This window comes from Pararhizobium polonicum, from assembly GCF_001687365.1.
Taxonomy (GTDB): Bacteria; Pseudomonadota; Alphaproteobacteria; order Rhizobiales; family Rhizobiaceae; genus Pararhizobium; species Pararhizobium polonicum.
The window spans coordinates 81714-103451 of record NZ_LGLV01000007.1 but is presented as its reverse complement, the minus strand read 5'-3'; the positions used below and the strand labels follow the sequence as shown (position 1 = coordinate 103451).

The following is a 21738-nucleotide window of genomic DNA, read 5'->3' as shown; positions in this document are numbered from 1 at the left end:
TGCCAGCCTCTACCACCGCAGCGATGCCGTCTGTACCGGCGCATCCCACAAAGCGGTGAGGTGTTCGTCCAGTACGGTGATCGTGATGGAGACGCCCGCCATATCGAGGGAGGTGACGTAGGTTCCAACGAGGCTGCGCGCGATGATCACGCCATGCCGCTCGAAAAAGGCACGCGCCAGACCGAACACAAGATAAAGCTCGGACAGCGGCGTTGCACCGAGGCCGTTGACGAACAGCAAAACCGATTGCCCGTCCAGCGAACCGAAATCGTCGAGAATATGCCCGCAGATCAGCGCGGCGATGGACGATGCGTCCGTCATATCGTCGCGCGAGCGGCCCGGCTCCCCGTGGATGCCGACACCGACCTCCATCTCGTTCGGTCCGAGCACGAAGGTCTCGCGTGTGGTCTGTGGTACCGTCGTTCCCTTCAGCGCCACTCCCATTGTGCGGGTCGCGGAAACGACAGCGTCGCCCAGAACCTTGAGTTCTTCCAATGCGGCGCCAGCCTGGGCGGCAGTCCCGATCATCTTTTCGACCACGAGCGTGCCCGCCACGCCGCGCCGGCCGGTTCCCCGTGCCGAGCGCTCGACAGCGATATCGTCATTGACGATGACCGTCTCGATGCGATGCGCACCGCCGGCCATCGCCATTTCGGCCGCCATCTCGAAATTCATCACGTCGCCATCATAATTCTTGACGATCAGCAATGCCCCGGCGCCGCTATCCGTCTCGCGGATGGCCGCAAGGATCTGATCGGGCGTCGGCGACGTGAAGACATGGCCGGTGCAGGCTGCATCCAGCATGCCATGCCCGACGAAGCCCGTATGCATCGGTTCATGGCCAGCCCCACCGCCGGAAATGACCGCGACCTTGGCCGGATTCAGCGACCGCCGCCGGACGTGTTTTCGCCCCTCGCCGAACACGACGATATCGCCATGCGCCGCAACGAACCCCTCCAGACACTCCTGCGCCAAAGTCGCGGCGCCGTTCATGAATTTCTTCATCTCCTGCTCCCCGCGGCAATCGTATCCGAGCAGGGCGAATTTTCCAGTGCCGCGATAGGCGGAAGGACGAAGAAGGCCATGTCAGTCTCCCTCGCCGGATATCGACACGATCTTCTGAATGAAATCCTGGATGGCTTCGTCAAGCAGCCGGTTCTTCCGCTCATCGCCGAAATCGGCGACCATCAGCGTCAATTGCCTGAGCCCACCCGCACTGCCGAGATCCGGCAACTTGCCCGGATGCGCCAGCTGATAGGCCTCGAGAAAACGGTCCTGCTCGGCCTTGCTGACATGGCAGACCTGGAAAATCGTTGCCAAATGCCGGGCCGGCAGCGGCGTCGCATATCCCGGACTGGTGATCTGGGTGACGAAGCTGCGATGTTTGCCCAAGGCCACGGCAAGACGCTGGCGCGTGCCGGACGGCCGGTTGTCGATGATCGAGGCCAGAATTGCCTTATAGGCCACGATGGCATCTTCATTTGCGTCGCGTGCCATGTCAGCCGTCCATCCCTGCCTGCATCTGCGCCGTCTTTACGGCTGCAAGCTGCGAAGGAGCAATGGAAATCTGCCGGATACCGCTGGCGATCAGCGACGACAGGTGCTCGGGATCGCCGGCCAGATCGCCACAGATGCCGATCGGCTTGCCCATGTCATGCGCAACGGCCACCGTCTGGGCGATCAGCCGCAACAAGGCTGGTACAGCCTGCTGATAGAGATCGGCAACCGTGGGGTTGTCGCGGGCAGCGGCCGTCAGGTACTGCGCCAGGTCATTGGTTCCAAGCGAGAAGAAATCGGCATCCTCGAACATATCGAGCATGATGGCGGCCGCCGGAACCTCCACCATCATCCCGATGGCCGGCATGCTGATAGCGACATGCCGGTGGGCGAGGCTTGCCGCCTCCTCTTCGAAGATCCGCCTCGTGTCCGTAACCTCGCCGGGAAAGGTTACCATCGGCAGCAGGACCTTGATCGATCCCAACGCTGCGGCGCGCAAAAGCGCGCGGGCCTGAATTCTCAGCATCGTCGGCATCGACAGAAGCAGACGAATACCGCGCAGTCCGAGAAAGGGATTGCGCTCCTCAAGACCGAAGCCGCCGAGCGGCTTGTCGCCGCCAAGATCGAACAGACGGATGGTGACCGGCCTGCCGCCGGCCCATTTCAATATCTCGCAATACAACTGGAATTGCTTCTCCTCATTGGCCAGATCGGCCGCGGAAGAGAGAAGGAATTCCGTTCGTAAAAGGCCGATACCATCGCAGGCCCCTGCATCGAGGGCGTGAATTTCGGAGATATCGCTGATATTGAACAGCACCTCGAAACCGCCCGCAGGCAGCCCCAAGGGGGAAGAGCGGTCAAATCCGGCCGGCATTACAGCGGCCGGTTTGTCGGCCCCAACTGCCGCGATGTCTGCGCCGCGTGGATCCACCACGACAAGGCCGCTGTCGCCATCGACCAGAACCGGCGTTTCCGGAGCCACGGCAAAACTGCCGATGCCGACGGCCATCGGCACGCCTTTGGCGCGGGCAAGCATCGCCACGTGGCTCGCCGTACTCCCGGCTTCTAGCGCAATCCCGCCGCCGCCTGTCCAGTCATGGGCGAGGAAAAGGCTGGGCGCCATGTCCCTGCCGACAAAGATCGTTCCTTTGGGAAAATCAGCGGCGGGCATGCCTTCGAGCGCCCGAAGGACACGATCGCGGATGTCGATCATGTCGGCTGCCCGCGCCCGGATGTCACCGTCGTCCGACTGCTCGAAGCCTGAAATATAGTCCTCCAGCGCCGCAACCCAGGCAAAGGCCGCATTCTGCCCTTTACCGATCTGTTCCGCCGCCATCTCGGCGATCACCGGATCCCGCAGCATCTCGATCTGGAATTCGAGAATATCGGCGCTGGCCGGATCCGTTTGTGCCGTCAGGGCTTCAAGCGCGGCCACGGCATGAGCAATCGCCGTGTCGAGGCGCTCGAACTCCAGCGACGGCGAAACCTGCTCTGCGTGCGGACTCAACGGTTGCGCCGGCACATAGGCCGGCCCGGTTGCGTGACCGCACCCATTGCCCTGGCCCTGCAGCCTAAGCGCCCCGGACATGCGGTCTTTCCTCGGCGAAATCATTGACAAACAAAGCTTCGAGAACCGCGATCGCCTCTTCGGCCCGCAAGCCATGCGCCCTGATCTTCAGCGTCGATCCCTTGCGGATGCGCGCACCCATCACCTTGACAATGCTTTTGGCGTTGAGCCACAGCCCGGAGCGGTTGACCTCGATCTCGATGGTGCAGGGAAAGGATTTCGCCAGCCGGGTGAAAACCACGGACGGGCGTGCATGCAGGCCGACACCATGGGTGATCAACAGCTCGACGGACGCATTGCCGCCGGCCGAACTCGTCCCTCCCAGGATGCCGTGCCGTTTCTCGGTCATGACGGGGACAGCTCCTGTGCCGTCGCAACCACCCTTGCCAGCGATGCGCCTCCCGACGCCTCGGCAGCTGCGATAACCGCGCCTTCGACGATCGGTGCGTTGCAGATGGTGATGCGGGACGCCCGCCCCTTGCCGATCATTTCGATAGCCATTTCGCTGTTGGTTTCCGCGCCGCCAAGATCGACGAAGATGGCAACACCCGCCTCCGACCACGCCTCCTCGATCGCTTTCAGGATCGCGCCCGTATCGGTGCCGAGCCCACCGGCCGGATTGCCGCCGCACCACGCCAGCGGCACGCTGTCGCCAACCATCTGGCGCACCATATCGGCGGCCCCTTTTGCCACCAGCGGCGAATGGGAGACGATGACGATGCCGACATTTTCGCGTCCGTCCGTCATGCCACACCCGCCTCCGCCAGCTCGCGGCAGGCGGTCGCGCACAGAAATGCGCAACTGGCCGCCCCCGGATCCATATGCCCGATCGAGCGCGCGCCCAAAAACGAAGCCCGCCCGCGCATGGCCTTCATGTCGATCGTCATATCGGCAAAACCCTGAATTTTCCCGGCGAGAAGCGAAAGGCGCGTGTGGTCCATCAGTTCGTCGCTGAAAGGATAGAGAACATCCAGCAATGTTTTCTCCCCCAGAGCCGACCTTCCGCGACGCGCAACAGCGGCGACGGCTTGCCGAAAGACATCGGCAAATCTTGCCGACGGATCGGCTGTCAGCCCCCTGCCGATCTCCAGGAGCAGTGTGCCATAAAGCGGCCCCGCAGCTCCGCCGATGCTCATCACCAGGATGGTACCCGCGGCACTCATCGCTTCGCGAAACGGCATTGCCGCCAAACGATGTTGCTCCGCCGCCAGTGCATCCAGCCCGCGCCGGATATTGGTGCCATGATCGCCATCGCCGATCGCACGATCGAGATCGCAGAGATAAGCCTCCTGCTCGACAATGACATCCCGGCACGCCTCGATCACACGGCCCATCAGGGCTGAGGGATCGACGGCAGGTCTGGGGTCGCGGACGACGATCATGCGGGCTCCAGAACACCGGCAACGGCTGCGAAAACCTCGGCCACGGCGTGGGCGCCGGGATCCATGACGCCGTCGAGATCGCTTTCGCCGATATAGGCGGAGCGCCCGGCCTTGGCCTTGCGCATCGCCTTGGTCGCCTCGGCTCCCTTGCGGGCCGCATCCGCTGCCGTGCGAACACCGCCGGCCGCCAGTACCTTGAGCGCGGGAGACAGCGCATCGACCATAGTGCGATCACCCGGATGGGCGCCACCGTAGAAGGTCATGCGCTCGAGCCCGGCGAGCAGGGATGCCGCAAGGCTCCCCCCATCCCCGCTCGCCTTGCCCGCCGCCGTAAAGAAGATCGACAGAAGAACGCCGCTCGAGCCGCCCATGGCCGTGGCCAGCGTATCGCCGATGACGGCAAAAAGGGCCGCCCTGTCGGCAAAGGGAAGGCTCTTCGTCAAAGCCAGAATGCTGCGGGCGCCGGTCGCGACCGTCGATCCGGTATCACCATCGCCAGCCTTGGCATCCAGCCGATTAAGCTCTGTCTCAAGCCCGATCAGCCGTTCGCAGATGGCGGCAAGCACCCGTTCCGCCCCGGCGTCATGGCTTGCAGCGGCAGCTGTCCCGGCGGCCGCAATTTTCGGGGCGGGCAGGATGGCAACGGCATGCGGCGCGACCGCCGGCGGCCATGCATGCGGCCCAACAACAGAGAGCAGCGCCTTTTCACGCTCAGTGTCGAGCCGGACAAGCGACAGGGAAAAACCGTTCATGTTCAGCGCCGTCATCAGCGGCCCCGGCCCGATCGTCAGCGCAACACACGCGGCAAACGGAGAGGCCAAGACTGCATTGGCAATCAGCGACATTTCCACCGGCGGAACGGCGCCGAGATTGTTGATGAGCAGCGCATAGTGCCCATCCGGCTTCATCGCTGCGGACAGCCGCTCGGTCATGATCGAAACGAGGCTGTCGGCCGCCTGGACGGTTATCTTTTCGACACCGGGCTCGCCGTGGATGCCCAGCCCCAGCTCCCCCTGGTTCTCTCCCAGACGGTCCTCATAGGGCTGGCCGGGAATGGAGCAGGAGGAATAGGAGACACCAAGCGAAACGATATCGGCAGCGACAGCCTTCGCAGCGGCAGCAACGGCGGCGAGACTCTCGCCGCTTTCAGCCAGATGCCCGGCTATCTTGTGGACGAAGAGCGTGCCCGCCACGCCGCGCGGCTGGTTGATATCCGGCAGTGCGATATCGTCAGCGACGATGACCATCTCGACATCGAAACCTTCGGCCCGCGCCTTTTCCGCAGCCAGACCGAAGTTCAGCCGGTCGCCGGTATAATTCTTGACGACCAGCAGGCAGCCCGGTTTGCCAGTTACCGCACGGATCGCGGTCAGAACGGCGTCGACGCTGGGCGACGCAAAGATTTCACCGGACACGGCCGCCGTCAGCATGCCCCGGCCGACGAAACCTGCATGCGAGGGCTCATGCCCTGCCCCGCCGCCGGAAATCACCGCGACGCGGGACTTGTCCCAGTCTGCCCGGACAATCACCTTGATATCGGGATAGCTGTCGAGACGGGCCAGCGTTCCCGGCGCAGACGTGCGCAGCAGGCCATCCAAGGCCTCGGTGACGATGTTGTCCCTGCGGTTGAAGAAATGTTTCATGGCACTCATCCAGTCCGTTTTTCGTTCCGCATCCTTTCGCCAAGGCGCAAGCGATGCAACCTGCTGTTTTTGGCTATACAAGCCGTTGTCCGTCACCGCCGAAATAGAGCGGATCCTTCAAGGTCAACATGATCTTGTCGCCCGGCATCACCGGTACGTAAGGATTGGCGAGCGTCACCAGCTTGTGGCCGGCAATGCGCATGTGCAGATGGCTTTGATCGCCCAGATGCTCGATCCAGTCGATCTCGGCATTCGCCGTGCCGTTCCCCGGATGGATTTCCAGATGCTCGGTCCGCGCGCCGATCGTCTTCGTGCCCTTCGGCGGCTGCCCGCCGGGCACGAGCCCTTCCGGAATGAGATTGATATGCGGCTGGCCGAGCCGAGCCGCCACATGCAGGTTGACCGGATTGCTGTAGATCTCGCGCGGCGTGCCAAGCTGGATCAGCTCGCCATCATTGAGAATGCCGATCCGGTCGGCCATGGTCATGGCCTCGATCTGGTCGTGGGTGACGTAGAGGAGTGTCGAGCCGAGCTCGCTCTGGATGCGCTTCAGCTCCAGCCGCAGCTCTCCCCGCAGCTTGGCGTCGAGCGACGACAGCGGCTCGTCCATCAGGTAGATCGACGGCTTGCGCACCAGCGCCCGGCCGATGGCGACACGCTGCATCTCGCCGCCCGACAGCCGCGTCGAGCGGTTTTCAAGCTTGTGGTCGATCCGCACCATCCTGGCGACTTCGCGGACGCGCCGGTCGATTTCATCGGCGCCCAGGCGGCGGGCTGGCGAGCGCAGCGGAAAGGCGAGGTTTTCGTAGACCGTCAGATGCGGATAGAGCGAATATTGCTGGAAGACAAAGGCGACGTCGCGACCCGCGGGAGCAGCACCCGCCATGTCCTGCCCGCCGATCGTCACGCGACCCTTGTCCGGCCTTTCCAGCCCGGCGATCAACCGCAATGTGGTCGTCTTGCCCGCACCGGTCGGGCCGAGCAGCACGACGAATTCGCCATCGCGAATGGTCAGCGTCAGGTTTCGCACGGCTTCCGATTCACCGAAGGACTTCGAGATGTTCTGGAGCGATACCTCAGCCATGACGGGCCTCCGTATAAAGGGATGATTGCACCGCGCGGCCGGAGGCGCAGTCGAACAGCGAGAGCTTTTCGCTGTTGAGTTCCAGTCCGACGGTCTCCCCGATCCGGAATGTCCGATCGGCCGGGACACGTGCCTTGAGCAGCCCCTTTCCGGTTTCCACCGCCACGATCTGGTTGGTGCCGAGATATTCGGCGCCATAGACCGAACCGCGCAGGGCCGAGCTGTCGCTGAAGCGGATATGCTCGGGGCGGACGCCAAGCGCCAGTTCGCCGACTGCCATGTCCTGATGGACTTCGGGAAGGGCAATCTCCACGCCTTCGACGGAGACAGAGCGCGTGCCCTTCTGCAATCCGGATGTGAATTTCAGAAAATTCATCGGCGGCGAGCCGATGAAATCGGCGACATACATTGAGGCCGGGCGGTTGTAGATCTCCTGCGGCGTGCCGAACTGTTCGATGATGCCGTGGTTCATGACGGCGATCTTGTCGGCCATCGCCATGGCTTCGTGCTGGTCATGCGTGACATAGACAGTGGTCGCGTGGATGCGGTTGTGCAGTTCGCGCAGCTCGTGCACCATGACCTCGCGGAACTCGGCATCGAGCGTGCCGAGCGGCTCGTCCATCAGAAAACATTTCGGCCGACGGACGATCGCCCGCCCGAGCGCCACGCGCTGCCGGTCTCCGCCGGCAAGCCCGGAGACAGACTTTTCGAGGATATGGGTGATCTGCAAAAGCTTTGCCGTCTCCTCGACCCGCGCCTTGATCTCGGCCTTCGGCACGCCCTGGGACAGCAGCGGAAAACCGATGTTCTTGCGCACGTTCATATGCGGGTAGAGCGCGAAAAGCTGAAAGACGAAGGCGATATCGCGTTCGCTGGCCCTATTGAAGGTCACGTCCTCGCCGTCGAGATAGATCTTGCCGCTGGTCGGCAGTTCGAGGCCGGCGATCATCCGCAGCGTCGTCGTCTTGCCGCAGCCGGACGGGCCGAGCAGCGCCAGGAACTCCCCGTCCTCGACGGTGAAGCTCGAATCCTGCACCGCGACGAAATCGGCAAATTGCTTGCGCAGGTTCTCAATCCGGATTTCAGCCATGGGTCACTCCGGAAATTTCGAAACGATGATGAACATCACGGTGCCTGCCAGAAGCGTCACCAGCGAATAGGTGTAGAGCACCAGCGCAAACGGCTGGAACAGCATCAGGAAGCCGATGGCGATCAGCGCCGTTGCGATGTTTTCCATCGGTCCGCGACGGAAAAAGAACGGCCGCTTCTTGACGGTTTTTGTCGTGTCCAGGGTCATTTCCGCACCGCTCCGAAGGTTATGCCGCGCAACAATTGCTTGCGCAGGAGGATCGTGAAAACGAGGATCGGCACAAGGAAGATCGTCGTTCCGGCAGCCACCGCCGGCCAGTCCTGCCCGCCCTCGCCGATGATCGTCGGGATGAACGGCGGCGCTGTCTGCGCCGAGCCGGATGTCAGCAGCGCGGCGAACGCATATTCGTTCCAGGCAAAGATCAGGCAGAAGATGGCCGTGGCTGCGATCCCGGTCGTTGCCTGCGGCAGCACAACCTTCCAGAAGGCCTGTAGCCTCGTATAGCCGTCGATCATCGCCGCTTCTTCATATTCCCGGGGGATCTCGTCGATGAAGCCCTTGAGCAGCCAGACGGCAAGCGAGACGTTGACGGCGGTATAGAGCAGGATCATGCCGAGCGCCGTGTCGGACAGGCCAAGCTCGCGGTACATTAGGAAGATCGGGATCGCGACCGCGATCGGCGGCATCATCCGGGTCGACAGGATGAAAAACAGCAGATCATCGGCCAACGGCACCTTGAAGCGCGAGAAGCCATAGGCCGCCAGTGTGCCCAGAAAGACCGCGAGGAATGTCGAGCCAAAGGCGATCACCAGCGAATTGATGAAACGCGGCAGGAAATTGGAAGGGCCGGCGATCACCATGTTGCGCTTGCGCGTGACCTCGTCGCAGGTGCTGGTCGGCGCCGGCAGCGCGGCGATATAATCGGGCGTCTGACGCGTGCGGGTGGTGAAGAGATTGCAATAGCCTTCGAGTGTCGGCGAAAACAGGATTTTCGGCGGATAGCTGATCGAATCCGGTGGCGACTTGATACTGGTGAGGAAGATCCAGGCCAGCGGCACCATGGTAATCAGCGCGTAGAGGATGACGATCGCGCCGGCGATGCGTTTGGTGGTGAGGCTCGGTTCGACAACCGAATGGGCTGAATTGACGGAGCTCATCGCTGTTTCACCCTGTTAAGTGCCTTGACATAGATGTTGGCGAGACCGAACACCGCGACGAAGAGGACGATGGCGAAGGCCGAGGAGCGTCCGGTTGCCCAGGTCTCGAAGGCCTGCCGCTTCAGCGTGATCGAGGCGACCTCGGTGACGGAGCCCGGCCCGCCGCCGGTGAGCAGCGTCACCATGTCGAACATCTTGAAATTCTCGATACCGCGAAACAGCACGGCCAGCATGATGAAGGGCAGCGCCATCGGCACGGTAATCGACCAGAACTGCCGCCAGGCGGACGCGCGATCAACCTCGGCCGCCTCATAGATATAGTCGGGGATCGAGCGCAGGCCGGCAAGGCAGATCAGCATCACATAGGGTGTCCACATCCAGGTATCGACGATGATGATCGCCCAGGGCGCCAGCGAGACATTGCCGAGCATCTGGATCTGCGTCGTCGGAATACCGCTCAGGAACGACACCGCATAGGCGAAAAGCCCGATCTGCGGCTCATAGAGAAAGCGCCAGAAATTGCCGACCACGGCGGGAGACAGCATCATCGGGATCAGAACGATGGTGGTCCAGAAGGCATGGCCGCGAAATTTCCGGTCGATCAGATAGGCCAGCGCAAAACCGATCAGCATCTGCAAAAGAATCGTCCAGAAGACGAAATGCGCCGTCGTCTGCATCGCCTGCCAGATATCAGGATCGTTCAGAACACGCTGGTAATTGCGAAAGCCGACACCTTCCACCACCGCATTCGGCCGGTTGGCGCGGAAATTGGTGAAGGACAGATAGACGGCCCAGAGCAGCGGGAAAATGTTGATCGCCAGCAGAAGCGTGATGGCCGGCGCGATGAAGAGCCAGGCGATCGCCCTGTCGGACAGGCCTCGCACCCGGATCGCGATCGGTACCGGCGTTGCCTTCGCAGCGGCCTCGGCCGCCTTGTCGACGATGGAAGAATTAGAAAGTGTCAAGATATCACCCGGTCTTCATGGACATGATCGTTGGCGGCCCAGCCCGGTTTGAAGACCGGGCCGCCATCTGCGGGAGAACCCTAGATCTTGCCGTCGTCCTGGAAGGTTTCGGTCCAGTCCTTCACAAGCCCGTCGAGAGCTTCCTTGGCCGTTCCGTTGCCGGCAACCACATAATTATGGACGCGCTTCTGCATGGCCTGGAGCAGCGGCGCATAGCTGGGCTCCGCCCAGAAATCCTTGACGATCGCCATGGAGTCGAGGAAGGCCTGCGCATAGGGCTGGCTGGCGGCAAAGCCCGGCGCATTGACGACCGCATTGAGGCAGGAATAACCGCCAAGCTCCCACCATTTTGCCTGCACGTCAGGCTGGGCGAACCACTTGATATATTGCAGCGCCTGCTCCTGTTTGTCGGAATAGGAGACCACCGAGATGCCCTGCCCGCCGAGCTGGGCGAAATGCGCCTTTTCCGCCGGATTGGGGAAGAAGCCGATCCGGTCGCCGCCCACCTTTTCATCCTTGTAGAGGCCGGGCCAGGTAAAGGCGAAGTTCATCTGCATCGCCACCTGACCGGATTTGAAGGCATCGGCCGATTCCGTCATGTAGACGTTGGAACTGCCGGGCGGCGTGCAGCAATCATAGAGGGACTTGTAGAACTCCAGGCCGGCCACCGCATCGGGCGAATTGACGAAGCCTTCCATCTCGTAGGGCTTCTTCGGATTGTCGTACTGGAAGCCCCAGTCGTACAGGACGTTGGTGACGCCCATGGTGATGCCTTCCGAACCGCGCTCGGTATAGATCGAGGCACCGTAGACCGTCTGACCATCGACCTTGCGGTTCTGGAAGAACTCGCCGATCTGCTTGAGCTGGTCATAGGTTTTCGGCGCATCCAGCTTCCAGCCGTATTTTTCCTGGAATTCCTTCTGCAATTCCGGCTTTTCGAACCAGTCCTTGCGGTAGGTCCAGCCGACCACGTCACCCATGGCGGGCAGCGCCCAGTAGTTCGGGGTATTCTTCGGCCATTCCGAATAGCCGACGACCGTCGCCGGCACGAAGTCATCCATCTTGATGCCTTCCTTGTCGAAAAAGTCGTTCAGCTTGACATAGTGACCGTTCTCCGCCGAACCGCCGATCCACTGGCTGTCGCCGATGATCAGATCGCACAGCTTGCCGTGCGAGTTGAGTTCGTTGAGAAAACGATCCGCATAGCTCGTCCACGGCACGAATTCGAATTTCATGTCGATCTTGGTCTTGGCCGTGAAATCCTTGGACAGTTCGACCAGCGCATTGGCCGGATCCCAGGCCGCCCAGCACAAGGTCAGTTGCTCCGCCTGCGACACGGACGGTAGGGCCGCCGAAACCGTCAGAGCCGTTGTTGCCCCCAAAAGGGCCTTGGTGATTTTCCGCATGTATTCCTCCCAGATACAGAAGCCGGCACCACGCCGTCTTCGGGAATTCCGGCTGCTTTGGCGCCGGCGGCATCCCTCCTCACGGGAGAAACACACCGGCGCCATCGTCACCTGTCGGGGACCGCATCAAATTTGGAACTTACGGGGCTCCCCGCCCTTCGCCCAGCCGGCCTCACTCCGCCGTGTTGAGCAATATGTTTAGTGATATCCAATTTACTCAACATGACAAGAGATAATCGTTGCTGCACCGCAACCATTGCGCCGCATCATGAAAGGATGGGATTGGGGTGAAGGAGAATTATATTCGACTAAACAATATGTTCAGTCCGGCCATTTCCCAAGGACGCCTGAAAACAAAACATCCCCGAAAGCGCGAAGCTTCCGGGGATGCAAGGAACAGTCGAGGGAAAATGCCGCGGAACCGCGTGGAATCAGCCCATGCGCTCCGAAGCATAGGAGCCCGGGCTTGCCGGGAAGACGACGGTGCGGTTGCCGTTGATGAAGGTGCGGTGGTGGATATGGGCATGCACCGCGCGGGCCAGAACCTGGCTTTCGACATCGCGGCCGATCGAGACGTAATCCTCGGCCGACTGCGCATGAGTGATGCGGGCGATGTCCTGCTCGATGATCGGACCTTCGTCGAGATCCGCCGTCACATAATGCGCCGTCGCGCCGATCAGCTTCACGCCGCGCTCATAGGCCTGCTTGTAGGGGTTGGCACCCTTGAACGACGGCAGGAAGGAGTGGTGGATGTTGATGATCCTGCCCGACATCTTCTGGCACATCGAATCCGAGAGGATCTGCATATAGCGGGCGAGCACGATCAGCTCGGTACCGGTCTGCTCGACCACGTCCATGATCCGGGCTTCGGCCTGCGGCTTGTTGGCCTTGGTCACCGGGATATGATGGAACGGGATGTCGTGATTGACGACGACCTTCTGGTATTCGAAATGATTGGAGACGACGCCAACGATCTCGATCGGCAGGGCGCCGATCTTCCAGCGGTAGAGCAGGTCATTCAGGCAATGGCCAAACCGCGACACCATCAACAGCACCTTCATCCGGTGCTCGCTGTCGAGAATATCGGCGATCATGCCGAAGCGCGTCTTGACCGCCTCGAAACCGGCCGTCAGCTTGTCGAGCGTCGCACCTTCCTGGCTGATGAAGGTCAGCCGCATGAAGAACAGGCCCGTCTCCATATCGTCGAACTGCGAGCTGTCGGTGATGTAACAGCCCTCATCGGCCAGATAGCCGGTGATCGCCGCGACGATGCCACGGGTGGATTTGCACGAAACAGTCAGCACATAGCTCTTCATGGTCTCAAGTCTCTCACTTTAAGGTCTTGGGCTGGCCCTCCCGGCCCAGCATCGTGGAACGGAAGCTAGCGCGGCGCCGGCCCGCCCGTCCATCCGTTTCGCGACATCGGATAGCAGGAACAGGCCATGCCGTCTCTTCTGATCTTTCAACCCGCAGCCGGCGCTCAGATATCGAGCGTCGTCTGCCGCTCCCATTCGGTGAAGTGGGAGGCGTAGGCGTTCCACTCCTGATGCTTGAGCTTCAGGTAGGCGCTGGAGAAGCTCTGTCCGAGTGCGGCCTTCAGCTCCTCGTCCTTGTCGTATTCCCTGAGCGCATCGAGCAGGTTCAAGGGCAGGCGCGGCGCGTCCGTGACAGTGTGGCCTTCCTTGTACATGTCGATGTCGTAGTGACGGCCCGGATCGGCATTGGCGCGCACGCCGTTGAGGCCGGCGGCGATGATGATCGCCTGCAGGAGATAGGGATTGACCGCACCGTCGGGCAGGCGCAGTTCGAACCGGCCGGGACCGGGCACGCGGACCATGTGGGTGCGGTTGTTGCCCGTCCATGTCACCGTGTTGGGTGCCCAGGTGGCGCCCGAAATGGTGCGTGGCGCGTTGATGCGCTTGTAGGAATTGACCGTCGGATTGGTGACGGCGGCCAGCGCGGACGCGTGCTTCATAATGCCGCCGAGGAAGGTCTTGCCCTTGGCCGAAAGCCCGAACGGCATTTCCTTGTCGGCAAAGGCATTGGTCTTGCCGTCGAGATCCCAGACCGAGATATGGGCGTGGCAACCATTGCCGGTCAGCCCCTTGAAGGGCTTGGGCATGAAGGTGGCGCGAAGGCCATGCTTCTCGGCAACCGATTTCACCATGAACTTGAAGAAGGAGTGCTTGTCGGCCGTCTGCAGCGCATCGTCATATTCCCAGTTCATCTCGAACTGGCCGTTCGCATCCTCATGGTCGTTCTGGTAGGGCTTCCAGCCGAGTTCGAGCATGTAGTCGCAGATTTCAGCGATGACGTCATAGCGGCGCATGACCGCCTGCTGGTCGTAGCAGGGCTTTTCGGCCGTATCGAACTCGTCGGAAATCTTTGATCCATCCGCCGAAATCAGGAAGAATTCCGGCTCGACGCCGGTCTTGACGCGCAGGCCCTCCTTGGCGGCTTCCGCGATCAGCCGCTTCAGCATCACGCGCGGCGCCTGTTCGACCGGCTGGTCTTCCATGACGCAATCGGCCGCGACCCAGGCCACATCCTTCTTCCAGGGCAGCTGGATGACGGAGGATGCATCCGGCAATGCGAAGAGATCCGGATGGGCGGGGGTCAGGTCCAGCCAGGTTGCAAAGCCTGCAAAGCCCGCGCCGTCCTTCTGCATGTCGGCGATAGCCTCGGCCGGAACGAGCTTTGCCCGCTGGCCACCGAACAGGTCGGTATAGCTGATCATGAAATATTTGATGCCACGGTCCTTGGCAAAGGTAGCAAGATCGAGTGTCACTGTGTTCCCCTTTGGATTATTCAGACACTTGTTTGTAGCTTTGGACGGAAAGCGCTGATCGGTCGCGGAGCGCTCCCTCCCCCTTGTGGGGAGGGTTGGGGAGGGGCCTTTCCATTTCAGCAGAAAGAACCCCTCCCCTCCGCTTCGCTCCGACCCTCCCCACAAGGGGGAGGGTTAAACCGAGATCGCCGTAAATTCAGAAGCCTCCCTTGCCGGGAATCCAGCTGGTGCCGGCAAGCGGCACCTGCGCCATGGCGGAGGCTTCGAGCGTCAGCGCCACGAGGTCTTCCGGCTCCAGATTGTGCAGATGGTTCTTGCCGCAGGCACGCGCGATGGTCTGGGCCTCGAGCGTCATCACCTTGAGGTAATTGGCAAGGCGGCGACCGGCGGCGACCGGATCGAGACGCTTGGAAAGCTCGGGATCCTGCGTGGTGATGCCGGCCGGATCCCTGCCTTCATGCCAGTCGTCATAGGCACCGGCGGTGGTGCCGAGCTTCCGGTATTCCTCTTCCCAGTGCGGATCGTTGTCGCCGATGGCGACAAGCGCTGCCGTGCCGATGGCAACGGCGTCGGCGCCGAGCGCTAAGGCCTTCGCCACATCGGCGCCCGAGCGGATGCCGCCCGAGATGATCAGCTGCACCTTGCGGTGCATGCCGAGATCCTGCAACGCCTGGACGGCGGGCCGGATGCAGGCGAGCGTCGGCATCCCGACATTCTCGATAAAGACGTCCTGCGTTGCCGCCGTGCCGCCCTGCATGCCGTCAAGCACCACCACGTCGGCACCGGCCTTCACCGCAAGCGCGGTATCGTAATAGGGACGCGCGCCGCCGACCTTCACATAGATCGGCTTTTCCCAGTCGGTGATCTCGCGCAGTTCGAGGATCTTGATTTCCAGATCGTCCGGGCCGGTCCAATCGGGATGACGGCAGGCCGAGCGCTGATCGATGCCCTTGGGCAGATTGCGCATGTTGGCGACGCGATCGGAAATCTTCTGGCCGAGCAGCATGCCGCCACCGCCGGGCTTGGCGCCCTGGCCGACGACGATCTCGATCGCATCGGCGCGGCGCAGATCCTTCGGGTTCATGCCGTAACGCGACGGCAGGTACTGGTAGACCAGCGTCTGGCTGTGGCCGCGCTCTTCATCCGTCATGCCGCCGTCACCGGTGGTGGTCGAAGTTCCGGCGATAGTTGCACCGCGCCCAAGCGCTTCCTTGGCATTGCCCGATAGAGCCCCGAAGCTCATGCCGGCAATGGTAATCGGCGTCTTGAGGATGATCGGCTTCTTGGCGTGGCGCGCGCCGAGTACGACGGATGTGTCGCATTTCTCGCGATAGCCTTCGAGCGGGTAGCGCGAGATCGAGGCACCGAGAAACAGCAGGTCGTCGAAATGCGGAACCTTGCGCTTGGTGCCGGCACCACGAATGTCATAAATGCCGGTTGCCGCAGCCCGGCGGATTTCGGCCAGCGTATAATCGTCGAAGGTCGCTGACTTGCGCGGCGGGGTATAGGGGTTGTGATAGCTCATATAATGTCCCTGCCTTAGTACGCGTCAGCGTTATCGATGTTGAAATTGTAGAGTGTGCGGGCCGAGCCGTAGCGCTTGAATTCCTGCGGCTTGACGTCGGTGATGCCTGCCTTCTCCAGCAGCTCGGCGAGCTTTTCGATATGCTCGGGCCGCAGTTCCTTCTGGATGCAATCGGCACCCAGGCTCTTGACCTCACCGCGCACGAACAGCTTGGCCTCGTAGAGCGAATCTCCCAGTGCATCGCCGGCATTGCCAAGCACCACCAGATGGCCCGACTGACCCATGAAGGCCGACATATGGCCGATATTGCCTTGAACGACGATATCGATGCCCTTCATCGAGATACCACAGCGCGAGGCTGCATTGCCCTTGATGACCAGCAGACCGCCACGCCCCGTCGCGCCCGCATACTGGCTGGCATCACCTTCAATGACGACCGTTCCCGACATCATGTTTTCCGCGACACCGGGACCCGCGGACCCATGCACGGTGACGGAGCCGCCGTCATTCATGCCGGCGCAATAATAGCCGACGCTGCCGCGCACTTCGACGCTGACCGGCTGATCGATACCGACGGCGACGGAATGGCTGCCGCGCGGATTGACGACCTCGAAATTCGTATCATTGGCGCCGGGGGCAATGGTGTGCAGCGCGCTGTTCAGTTCGCGCAGCGGTACGGTGGCAAGATCGAATACGCGCATCGCTTCCAGACTTTCTCGTTTTACGCTGACATCCACTTTAGGCAGCCTTCTCATGATCCCAGAAATAGACAGTGGCAGGCTCCGGCTCCCATACGCGGGCGTCCTCGATGCCCGGCAGGTTGACGAGCGCGCGGTATTCGGAGCCGAAGGCGATATATTGGTCGGTCTCGGCCATCACGGCGGGCTTGCAGGCGATGGGATCGCGCACCACGCCGAAACCGGATTTCGTTCCGACGACGAAGGTGAAGAAGCCGTCGAGATCGTCGAGCGCGCTGGTGAGCGCCTGCCCGAGATCCTTGCCCTTGGCCATCTCGGCCGTCAGATAGGCGGCGGCGACTTCCGAGTCGTTCTGCGTCTCGAAGGTCATGCCTTCGCGCACCAGTTCGCGGCGCAGATTGTTGTGGTTGGAGAGCGAACCATTGTGCACCAGGCACTGATCGGCACCGGTTGAGAACGGGTGGGCGCCGAGCGTGGTAACGGCTGATTCCGTTGCCATGCGGGTATGGCCAATGCCGTGCGTACCGCCCATCGCGCGAATGCCGAAGCGGGAAACCACGTCCTTCGGCAGACCGACTTCCTTGTAGATCTCGACACTATCGCCCGAGCCCATGACACGGATACCGGCCCGTTCCTGCGCCAGCAGATCCCGCACGACCGAAGCCTTGTCGGCGCTGGTTTCGATAACCGCGTGCGTGCTTTTCAGCTCGACGGTTACGCTGGAATCGACTGGCTTCAGAAGCGCCTCAAGACCCACGAAATCGGTCGCCGGTTTGGCAGATTGAACCGTGAGTTTCGCGCGACCGTCGGTGGGCGCACCATAAATCGCGATCCCGGCGCTATCGGGTCCGCGATCCGTCATAATGACGAGCATATCGGACAGCATGGCGCCCAATTGCGGCTCCAGGCTCTTGTCCTTCAAAAACAATCCGACAATTCCGCACATGGGGACAATCCTTCGTTTCGTTGCTGAAAAGATGGATAGCAGCTGCCGTTTCTGATTTCAACTGAGAAGAAAGTTATTTTCTTTTAAAGCAATATTTTCGATAAGGCACTGATGCGTGCATTCGTTGCATCAAATGCCGGAAAATGCTACATGACCAACTCGATGGTCAGGAGATTGAAATGAAGTCGCTTAATCTTGCCGATGCCAAATCGCACCTGAGCGAACTCGTCAGCCAGGCGGAGGCTGGAGAAACCGTGCGGATCCTTCGGCGAGGAAAACCTGTTGCGCAGCTGACGGCGATTGCCGCCGCGCAAAAACCCATCGATCTTGCCTGGCTCGCTTCGGTTACAGAAGAGATGCCATTACAGGAAGAAAGTGCTGGCGACTTCATCCGCGCGATGCGCGATAGCGATCGCTATTAAGACGATCCGATCAAGGTCAGCCTATGCTTTATATTGACACCTCAGTTCTTGTGGCCGCGTTGACGCCAGAGACCGGTACCGTGAGGATACAACAATGGTTGGCGCAACAAAGTGCCGATCAGTTGACGACCAGCGACTGGACGATCACAGAATTTTCATCGGCGCTCTCGCTAAAAATGCGTACCGGCCAGTTACAACTCGAGGGGAGAAATCGGTCACTAACTGCCTTTCGCCAGCTCATTTCGGAATCCTTTACCCTCCTGAGCATCTCGGCTCTCCATTTTCGCGCCGCTGCACGGCTGACCGATCATTTTTCGCTGAACCTGCGGGCGGGAGATGCGCTGCATCTGGCCGTAGCGATGGAACATGGCACCACTCTGTGCACGCTTGATCAGCGACTGGCTGCTGCCGGGCCAGAACTCGGTGCCGAAACTTTATTTTTGTAAGCAGGACAAGCCCACCCGCCTACATCCCGCCACGTGTCTGCGGATACGAGATGATCGAGAGATAACGGATCGGCAACTTCACCAGTTCCTCCGGACCATGGCGCGCATCGGCGTCGAAAAATAGGCTATCGCCCGGCTGCATGGTGAAAAGCCGGTCGCCGTGCCGGTACACCACCTCGCCCTCCAGCATGTAGAGAAACTCCATACCTTCATGCTGGAAAGCCGGGAACGTATCAGAATCCGCTGTCAGCGTGATCAGATAGGGTTCGACCACGACACCGGCCGTATTGTTGTCGATGTGCCCAAGCAGATTGTATTGATGCCCCGCACGCGTGCCGCGTCGCTCCAGCTCGACGCCCTCACCCGCCTTGACGAAAACCGCGTTGCGCGGCTCCTCGTATCGGCGGAAGAAGGCGGTGACCGGCACGCCGAGCGCCCGCGACAAAGATTGCAGCGTCGTCAGCGACGGCGAGATATTGCCGTTCTCGATCTTCGACAGCATGCCGAGTGAAATGCCGGTGGCGGTGGCAAGGTCGGTGACGGTGATGCCGAGCTTCTTGCGGAAGGCCCGCACCTCGTGGCCGATGGCGATCTCGAGATTGTTTTCCTTCGGTTCGCGCAGCGCATGCGGGTCCTGCAGGAAAGCGGCCTTCAGCGCCGGCCGCTCATCGTCGGTTGTCCGGCCGATATCGATTGCCGCTGATTTTTTCGCCATGCTCGCCCATCTCCCTCGGTGCTCTTCGTCAAAACAGGCTATCCTGAGAGTGAAATTTTCTCAACCGGGAAGAATATTGTTCAGGATGTTCCCGCACCGCCGGTCTGCCGCTGGGAACGCGGTGGCTCGCCGAACGCCGCACGATAGCTGCGTGAAAAATGGCCGGCGCTGGAAAAGCCGGTGGCAAAGGCGATCTCGGAGATCGAAAGCGGGCTTTGTTGCAACAGGCGGCGGGCGTGATCGAGCCGGAGCTTGTGATATTCGGTCAGAAAGCTGGAGCCCATCTGGCTGGAGAACAGCCGGTCAAGGTGGCGCGGCGACACGCCTGCCAATGCCGACATCGTCTGGCGGTCGAGCGGCGCCTCAATCGTTGCCTCCATCTTCTCGAGCACGGTCAACAGACCGGGGTGATGGACGCCGTAGCGCTCGGCAAGCGAGGCCCGCTGCGGCGCACCCGAACTTTCCACATGGGTATGAAGATACCAGTCGCTGACCCGGCGGGCGAAATCCGATCCCATCCGCTCGGAGATCAGCGCATGCATCATGTCGAGCGGCGCCACGCCGCCGCCGCAGGTGATGCGGTTGCCATCCAGGACGTAGCGCGCCTGACGCGGAACTAGGCCCGGAAAGGCCTCCATCAATGCCGGAGCATGCTCCCAGTGAATGGTAAAGTCGCGGTCCTCAAGCAGACCCGCCGCAGCCATGACATAAGGACCGCCGGAAATGCCGCCGATGCGCACCCCTTCGCGGGCAAGCTGGCGCAGGCAGGCCAGAACCGCCGGGACATTCCAATCGACCGGTGTGCCGCCTGCGCAGACGAAGACGGTGTGCAGGCCGGCTCCTCGCCCGGGCAGCGGCGACGAGGGAACGGGAATCCCCGAAGATGTCTCGGCCACATCGCCTTCGGCGGCATGGGAGGACAAGGTATAGATGTCTCTCCCCGCCAGAAGATTGGCAGCCCGCAGCGGCTCCACCGCTGAAGCATAGGACATCAGCGCAAATCCCGGAATGAGGATAAAGCCGATCTTCTGCACGTTTTTTAGCTCATCTGCCGCCATGACCTGATTATGGCTTATTCCGTCTCTTTTCTGCAAGTGACGAAAAACAATCCTGTCATGATCGCCGCCAGTCACCCGGGATCACATCGCCATGCGCTACTCCGCTTTTTCTGTTTTTCTCAATGCCCTGCGTGGCAACAAGGGCTGGAAACCAGCCTGGCGCAGCCCGGTCCCGAAAAACCATTATGATGTCATCATCATCGGCGGGGGCGGGCATGGTCTGGCCACGGCCTACTATCTCGCCAAAGAATTCGGCGTCACCAATGTCGCCGTGCTGGAAAAGGGCTATATCGGCTCCGGCAATGTCGGCCGCAATACGACGATCATCCGCTCCAACTACCTGCTTGAAGGCAACAACCCCTTCTACGAACTGTCAATGAAGCTCTGGGAAGGGTTGGAGCAGGACTTCAACTTCAACGCCATGGTCTCGCAGCGCGGCGTGCTCAACCTCTATCATTCCGACGCACAGCGCGACGCCTACACCCGGCGCGGCAATGCCATGCGCCTGCACGGCGTCGATGCCGACCTGCTGGACCGCAATGCCGTGCGCCAGATGTTGCCCTTCCTCGATTTCGACAATGCCCGTTTCCCGATCCAGGGTGCCTTGATGCAAAAGCGCGGCGGCACCGTGCGGCATGACGCGGTCGCCTGGGGCTATGCCCGAGGGGCAGACATGCGCGGCGTCGACATCATCCAGAATTGCGAGGTCAAAGGCATCCGCCGCGAAAACGGCCGCGTCGTGGGCGTCGAGACCAGCCAAGGCTTTATCGGTTGCGGCAAGCTGGCGCTGGCGGCGGCCGGCAACTCCACCACCGTTGCCGATATGGTCGACATGAAGCTGCCGATCGAAAGCCATGTGCTGCAGGCCTTCGTCTCGGAAGGCTTGAAACCCTTTATCGACAATGTCGTCACCTTCGGCGCCGGACATTTCTATGTTTCGCAGTCCGACAAGGGCGGCCTCGTCTTCGGCGGCGATATCGACGGCTACAATTCCTACGCCCAGCGCGGCAATCTGGCGACCGTCGAGCATGTCGCCGAGGCAGGTGTCGCGATGATCCCGGCCCTCTCACGCGTCCGGGTTCTGCGCTCCTGGGGCGGTGTCATGGACATGAGCATGGACGGCTCGCCGATCATCGACCGCACCCCTATCGACAATCTCTATCTGAACGCTGGCTGGTGCTACGGCGGCTTCAAGGCCACACCCGCTTCCGGCTTCTGCTACGCCCATCTGATCGCCAGAAACGAACCGCATGAGACAGGACGGGCCTTCCGCCTCGACCGCTTCGCGCGCGGTAGGATGATCGATGAAAAGGGCGTCGGCGCCCAACCCAATCTGCATTGAGGACCTC

General features: G+C 61.3%; 23 protein-coding genes. 3 read left to right on the top strand and 20 right to left on the bottom strand.

The annotated features are described in order from the left end of the window. Window positions 1-9: 9 nt before the first annotated feature. The 18 genes from dhaK to ADU59_RS11270 form a co-directional block, all read right to left on the bottom strand. Entirely contained in the window at window positions 10-1005 is a 996-nt protein-coding gene (gene dhaK, locus ADU59_RS11355) for a dihydroxyacetone kinase subunit DhaK (protein ID WP_068954241.1), read from the bottom strand. A gap of 81 nt (window positions 1006-1086) precedes the next feature. After that, window positions 1087-1497 carry a hypothetical protein gene (locus tag ADU59_RS11350; RefSeq protein WP_068954240.1) on the bottom strand — a complete coding sequence of 137 codons (411 nt, stop codon included), beginning with the start codon at window positions 1495-1497 and terminating at the stop codon, window positions 1087-1089. 1 nt (window position 1498) lies between these two features. Continuing rightward, the gene (locus ADU59_RS11345; RefSeq protein WP_068954239.1) at window positions 1499-3085 is read right to left on the bottom strand and encodes a putative PEP-binding protein; all 1587 of its coding nucleotides are present in this window, start codon (window positions 3083-3085) and stop codon (window positions 1499-1501) included. Beyond that, on the bottom strand, window positions 3069-3413 hold the full coding sequence (locus ADU59_RS11340; RefSeq protein ID WP_083198231.1) for an HPr family phosphocarrier protein: 345 nt from the start codon (window positions 3411-3413) through the stop codon (window positions 3069-3071). The genes ADU59_RS11345 and ADU59_RS11340 overlap by 17 nt, the downstream gene beginning before the upstream one ends. Next, the gene (gene dhaM / locus ADU59_RS11335; protein WP_068954238.1) at window positions 3410-3811 is read right to left on the bottom strand and encodes a dihydroxyacetone kinase phosphoryl donor subunit DhaM; all 402 of its coding nucleotides are present in this window, start codon (window positions 3809-3811) and stop codon (window positions 3410-3412) included. Before dhaM ends, ADU59_RS11340 begins: the two co-directional genes overlap by 4 nt. Then, the gene (gene dhaL / locus ADU59_RS11330) at window positions 3808-4446 is read right to left on the bottom strand and encodes a dihydroxyacetone kinase subunit DhaL (protein ID WP_068954237.1); all 639 of its coding nucleotides are present in this window, start codon (window positions 4444-4446) and stop codon (window positions 3808-3810) included. Before dhaL ends, dhaM begins: the two co-directional genes overlap by 4 nt. Further along, window positions 4443-6089, bottom strand: coding sequence for a dihydroxyacetone kinase subunit DhaK (locus ADU59_RS11325; protein ID WP_068954236.1), 1647 nt, complete (start codon window positions 6087-6089; stop codon window positions 4443-4445). Before ADU59_RS11325 ends, dhaL begins: the two co-directional genes overlap by 4 nt. Before the next feature lie 73 nt (window positions 6090-6162). Further along, window positions 6163-7173 carry an ABC transporter ATP-binding protein gene (locus ADU59_RS11320; protein ID WP_068954235.1) on the bottom strand — a complete coding sequence of 337 codons (1011 nt, stop codon included), beginning with the start codon at window positions 7171-7173 and terminating at the stop codon, window positions 6163-6165. Further along, entirely contained in the window at window positions 7166-8263 is a 1098-nt protein-coding gene (locus ADU59_RS11315) for an ABC transporter ATP-binding protein (RefSeq protein ID WP_068954234.1), read from the bottom strand. The genes ADU59_RS11320 and ADU59_RS11315 overlap by 8 nt, the downstream gene beginning before the upstream one ends. Before the next feature lie 3 nt (window positions 8264-8266). After that, on the bottom strand, window positions 8267-8470 hold the full coding sequence (locus tag ADU59_RS11310; protein WP_068954233.1) for a hypothetical protein: 204 nt from the start codon (window positions 8468-8470) through the stop codon (window positions 8267-8269). Continuing rightward, on the bottom strand, window positions 8467-9420 hold the full coding sequence (locus tag ADU59_RS11305) for a carbohydrate ABC transporter permease (protein WP_068954232.1): 954 nt from the start codon (window positions 9418-9420) through the stop codon (window positions 8467-8469). Before ADU59_RS11305 ends, ADU59_RS11310 begins: the two co-directional genes overlap by 4 nt. Then, complete coding sequence (locus ADU59_RS11300) at window positions 9417-10385, bottom strand: carbohydrate ABC transporter permease (RefSeq protein ID WP_068954231.1); 969 nt, start codon at window positions 10383-10385, stop codon at window positions 9417-9419. The genes ADU59_RS11305 and ADU59_RS11300 overlap by 4 nt, the downstream gene beginning before the upstream one ends. Window positions 10386-10465: 80 nt before the next feature. Next, window positions 10466-11791, bottom strand: coding sequence for an ABC transporter substrate-binding protein (locus tag ADU59_RS11295; RefSeq protein WP_068954230.1), 1326 nt, complete (start codon window positions 11789-11791; stop codon window positions 10466-10468). A gap of 431 nt (window positions 11792-12222) precedes the next feature. Beyond that, window positions 12223-13107 (bottom strand): formyltetrahydrofolate deformylase, encoded by an 885-nt coding sequence (gene purU / locus ADU59_RS11290; protein ID WP_068954229.1) that lies wholly within the window; start codon window positions 13105-13107, stop codon window positions 12223-12225. 164 nt (window positions 13108-13271) lie between these two features. Then, complete coding sequence (gene glnT / locus ADU59_RS11285) at window positions 13272-14579, bottom strand: type III glutamate--ammonia ligase (protein WP_068954228.1); 1308 nt, start codon at window positions 14577-14579, stop codon at window positions 13272-13274. Window positions 14580-14775: 196 nt separating this feature from the next. Further along, window positions 14776-16104, bottom strand: a complete 1329-nt coding sequence (locus tag ADU59_RS11280; protein WP_068954227.1) for an FMN-binding glutamate synthase family protein — start codon at window positions 16102-16104, stop codon at window positions 14776-14778. 14 nt (window positions 16105-16118) lie between these two features. Next, entirely contained in the window at window positions 16119-16805 is a 687-nt protein-coding gene (locus ADU59_RS11275; protein ID WP_068954226.1) for a GltB/FmdC/FwdC-like GXGXG domain-containing protein, read from the bottom strand. Between the two features lie 37 nt (window positions 16806-16842). Further along, window positions 16843-17748: a class II glutamine amidotransferase gene (locus tag ADU59_RS11270; RefSeq protein WP_068954225.1), complete on the bottom strand. Its 906-nt coding sequence runs from the start codon at window positions 17746-17748 to the stop codon at window positions 16843-16845. 179 nt (window positions 17749-17927) lie between these two features. On the opposite strand from ADU59_RS11270, the gene ADU59_RS11265 reads away from it, so the two are divergent. Together ADU59_RS11265 and ADU59_RS11260 are read left to right on the top strand one after the other, a co-directional pair. Beyond that, window positions 17928-18170: a type II toxin-antitoxin system Phd/YefM family antitoxin gene (locus ADU59_RS11265; RefSeq protein ID WP_068954224.1), complete on the top strand. Its 243-nt coding sequence runs from the start codon at window positions 17928-17930 to the stop codon at window positions 18168-18170. 23 nt (window positions 18171-18193) lie between these two features. Further along, window positions 18194-18616, top strand: a complete 423-nt coding sequence (locus ADU59_RS11260) for a type II toxin-antitoxin system VapC family toxin (protein WP_068954223.1) — start codon at window positions 18194-18196, stop codon at window positions 18614-18616. A gap of 19 nt (window positions 18617-18635) precedes the next feature. Here ADU59_RS11260 and ADU59_RS11255 read toward each other — a convergent pair whose 3' ends face one another. Together ADU59_RS11255 and ADU59_RS11250 are read right to left on the bottom strand one after the other, a co-directional pair. Then, complete coding sequence (locus ADU59_RS11255) at window positions 18636-19331, bottom strand: helix-turn-helix domain-containing protein (RefSeq protein WP_068954222.1); 696 nt, start codon at window positions 19329-19331, stop codon at window positions 18636-18638. An 80-nt stretch (window positions 19332-19411) separates the two neighbouring features. Then, the gene (locus ADU59_RS11250; RefSeq protein ID WP_068954221.1) at window positions 19412-20389 is read right to left on the bottom strand and encodes a GlxA family transcriptional regulator; all 978 of its coding nucleotides are present in this window, start codon (window positions 20387-20389) and stop codon (window positions 19412-19414) included. 91 nt (window positions 20390-20480) lie between these two features. Between ADU59_RS11250 and ADU59_RS11245 the strand changes: the two genes are divergently transcribed. Further along, window positions 20481-21731: a sarcosine oxidase subunit beta family protein gene (locus ADU59_RS11245; protein WP_068954220.1), complete on the top strand. Its 1251-nt coding sequence runs from the start codon at window positions 20481-20483 to the stop codon at window positions 21729-21731. The last annotated feature ends 7 nt before the right edge of the window (window positions 21732-21738 follow it).

Bases quoted from the DNA above. Each gene is read 5' to 3' on its own strand.
- dhaK (WP_068954241.1), bottom strand. From the start codon at position 1,005: ATGAAGAAATTCATGAACGGCGCCGCGACTTTGGCGCAGGAGTGTCTG.
- ADU59_RS11350 (WP_068954240.1), bottom strand. From the start codon at position 1,497: ATGGCACGCGACGCAAATGAAGATGCCATCGTGGCCTATAAGGCAATT.
- ADU59_RS11345 (WP_068954239.1), bottom strand. From the start codon at position 3,085: ATGTCCGGGGCGCTTAGGCTGCAGGGCCAGGGCAATGGGTGCGGTCAC.
- ADU59_RS11340 (WP_083198231.1), bottom strand. From the start codon at position 3,413: ATGACCGAGAAACGGCACGGCATCCTGGGAGGGACGAGTTCGGCCGGC.
- dhaM (WP_068954238.1), bottom strand. From the start codon at position 3,811: ATGACGGACGGACGCGAAAATGTCGGCATCGTCATCGTCTCCCATTCG.
- dhaL (WP_068954237.1), bottom strand. From the start codon at position 4,446: ATGATCGTCGTCCGCGACCCCAGACCTGCCGTCGATCCCTCAGCCCTG.
- ADU59_RS11325 (WP_068954236.1), bottom strand. From the start codon at position 6,089: ATGAAACATTTCTTCAACCGCAGGGACAACATCGTCACCGAGGCCTTG.
- ADU59_RS11320 (WP_068954235.1), bottom strand. From the start codon at position 7,173: ATGGCTGAGGTATCGCTCCAGAACATCTCGAAGTCCTTCGGTGAATCG.
- ADU59_RS11315 (WP_068954234.1), bottom strand. From the start codon at position 8,263: ATGGCTGAAATCCGGATTGAGAACCTGCGCAAGCAATTTGCCGATTTC.
- ADU59_RS11310 (WP_068954233.1), bottom strand. From the start codon at position 8,470: ATGACCCTGGACACGACAAAAACCGTCAAGAAGCGGCCGTTCTTTTTC.
- ADU59_RS11305 (WP_068954232.1), bottom strand. From the start codon at position 9,420: ATGAGCTCCGTCAATTCAGCCCATTCGGTTGTCGAACCGAGCCTCACC.
- ADU59_RS11295 (WP_068954230.1), bottom strand. From the start codon at position 11,791: ATGCGGAAAATCACCAAGGCCCTTTTGGGGGCAACAACGGCTCTGACG.
- purU (WP_068954229.1), bottom strand. From the start codon at position 13,107: ATGAAGAGCTATGTGCTGACTGTTTCGTGCAAATCCACCCGTGGCATC.
- ADU59_RS11280 (WP_068954227.1), bottom strand. From the start codon at position 16,104: ATGAGCTATCACAACCCCTATACCCCGCCGCGCAAGTCAGCGACCTTC.
- ADU59_RS11275 (WP_068954226.1), bottom strand. From the start codon at position 16,805: ATGCGCGTATTCGATCTTGCCACCGTACCGCTGCGCGAACTGAACAGC.
- ADU59_RS11270 (WP_068954225.1), bottom strand. From the start codon at position 17,748: ATGTGCGGAATTGTCGGATTGTTTTTGAAGGACAAGAGCCTGGAGCCG.
- ADU59_RS11265 (WP_068954224.1), top strand. From the start codon at position 17,928: ATGAAGTCGCTTAATCTTGCCGATGCCAAATCGCACCTGAGCGAACTC.
- ADU59_RS11260 (WP_068954223.1), top strand. From the start codon at position 18,194: ATGCTTTATATTGACACCTCAGTTCTTGTGGCCGCGTTGACGCCAGAG.
- ADU59_RS11255 (WP_068954222.1), bottom strand. From the start codon at position 19,331: ATGGCGAAAAAATCAGCGGCAATCGATATCGGCCGGACAACCGACGAT.
- ADU59_RS11250 (WP_068954221.1), bottom strand. From the start codon at position 20,389: ATGGCGGCAGATGAGCTAAAAAACGTGCAGAAGATCGGCTTTATCCTC.
- ADU59_RS11245 (WP_068954220.1), top strand. From the start codon at position 20,481: ATGCGCTACTCCGCTTTTTCTGTTTTTCTCAATGCCCTGCGTGGCAAC.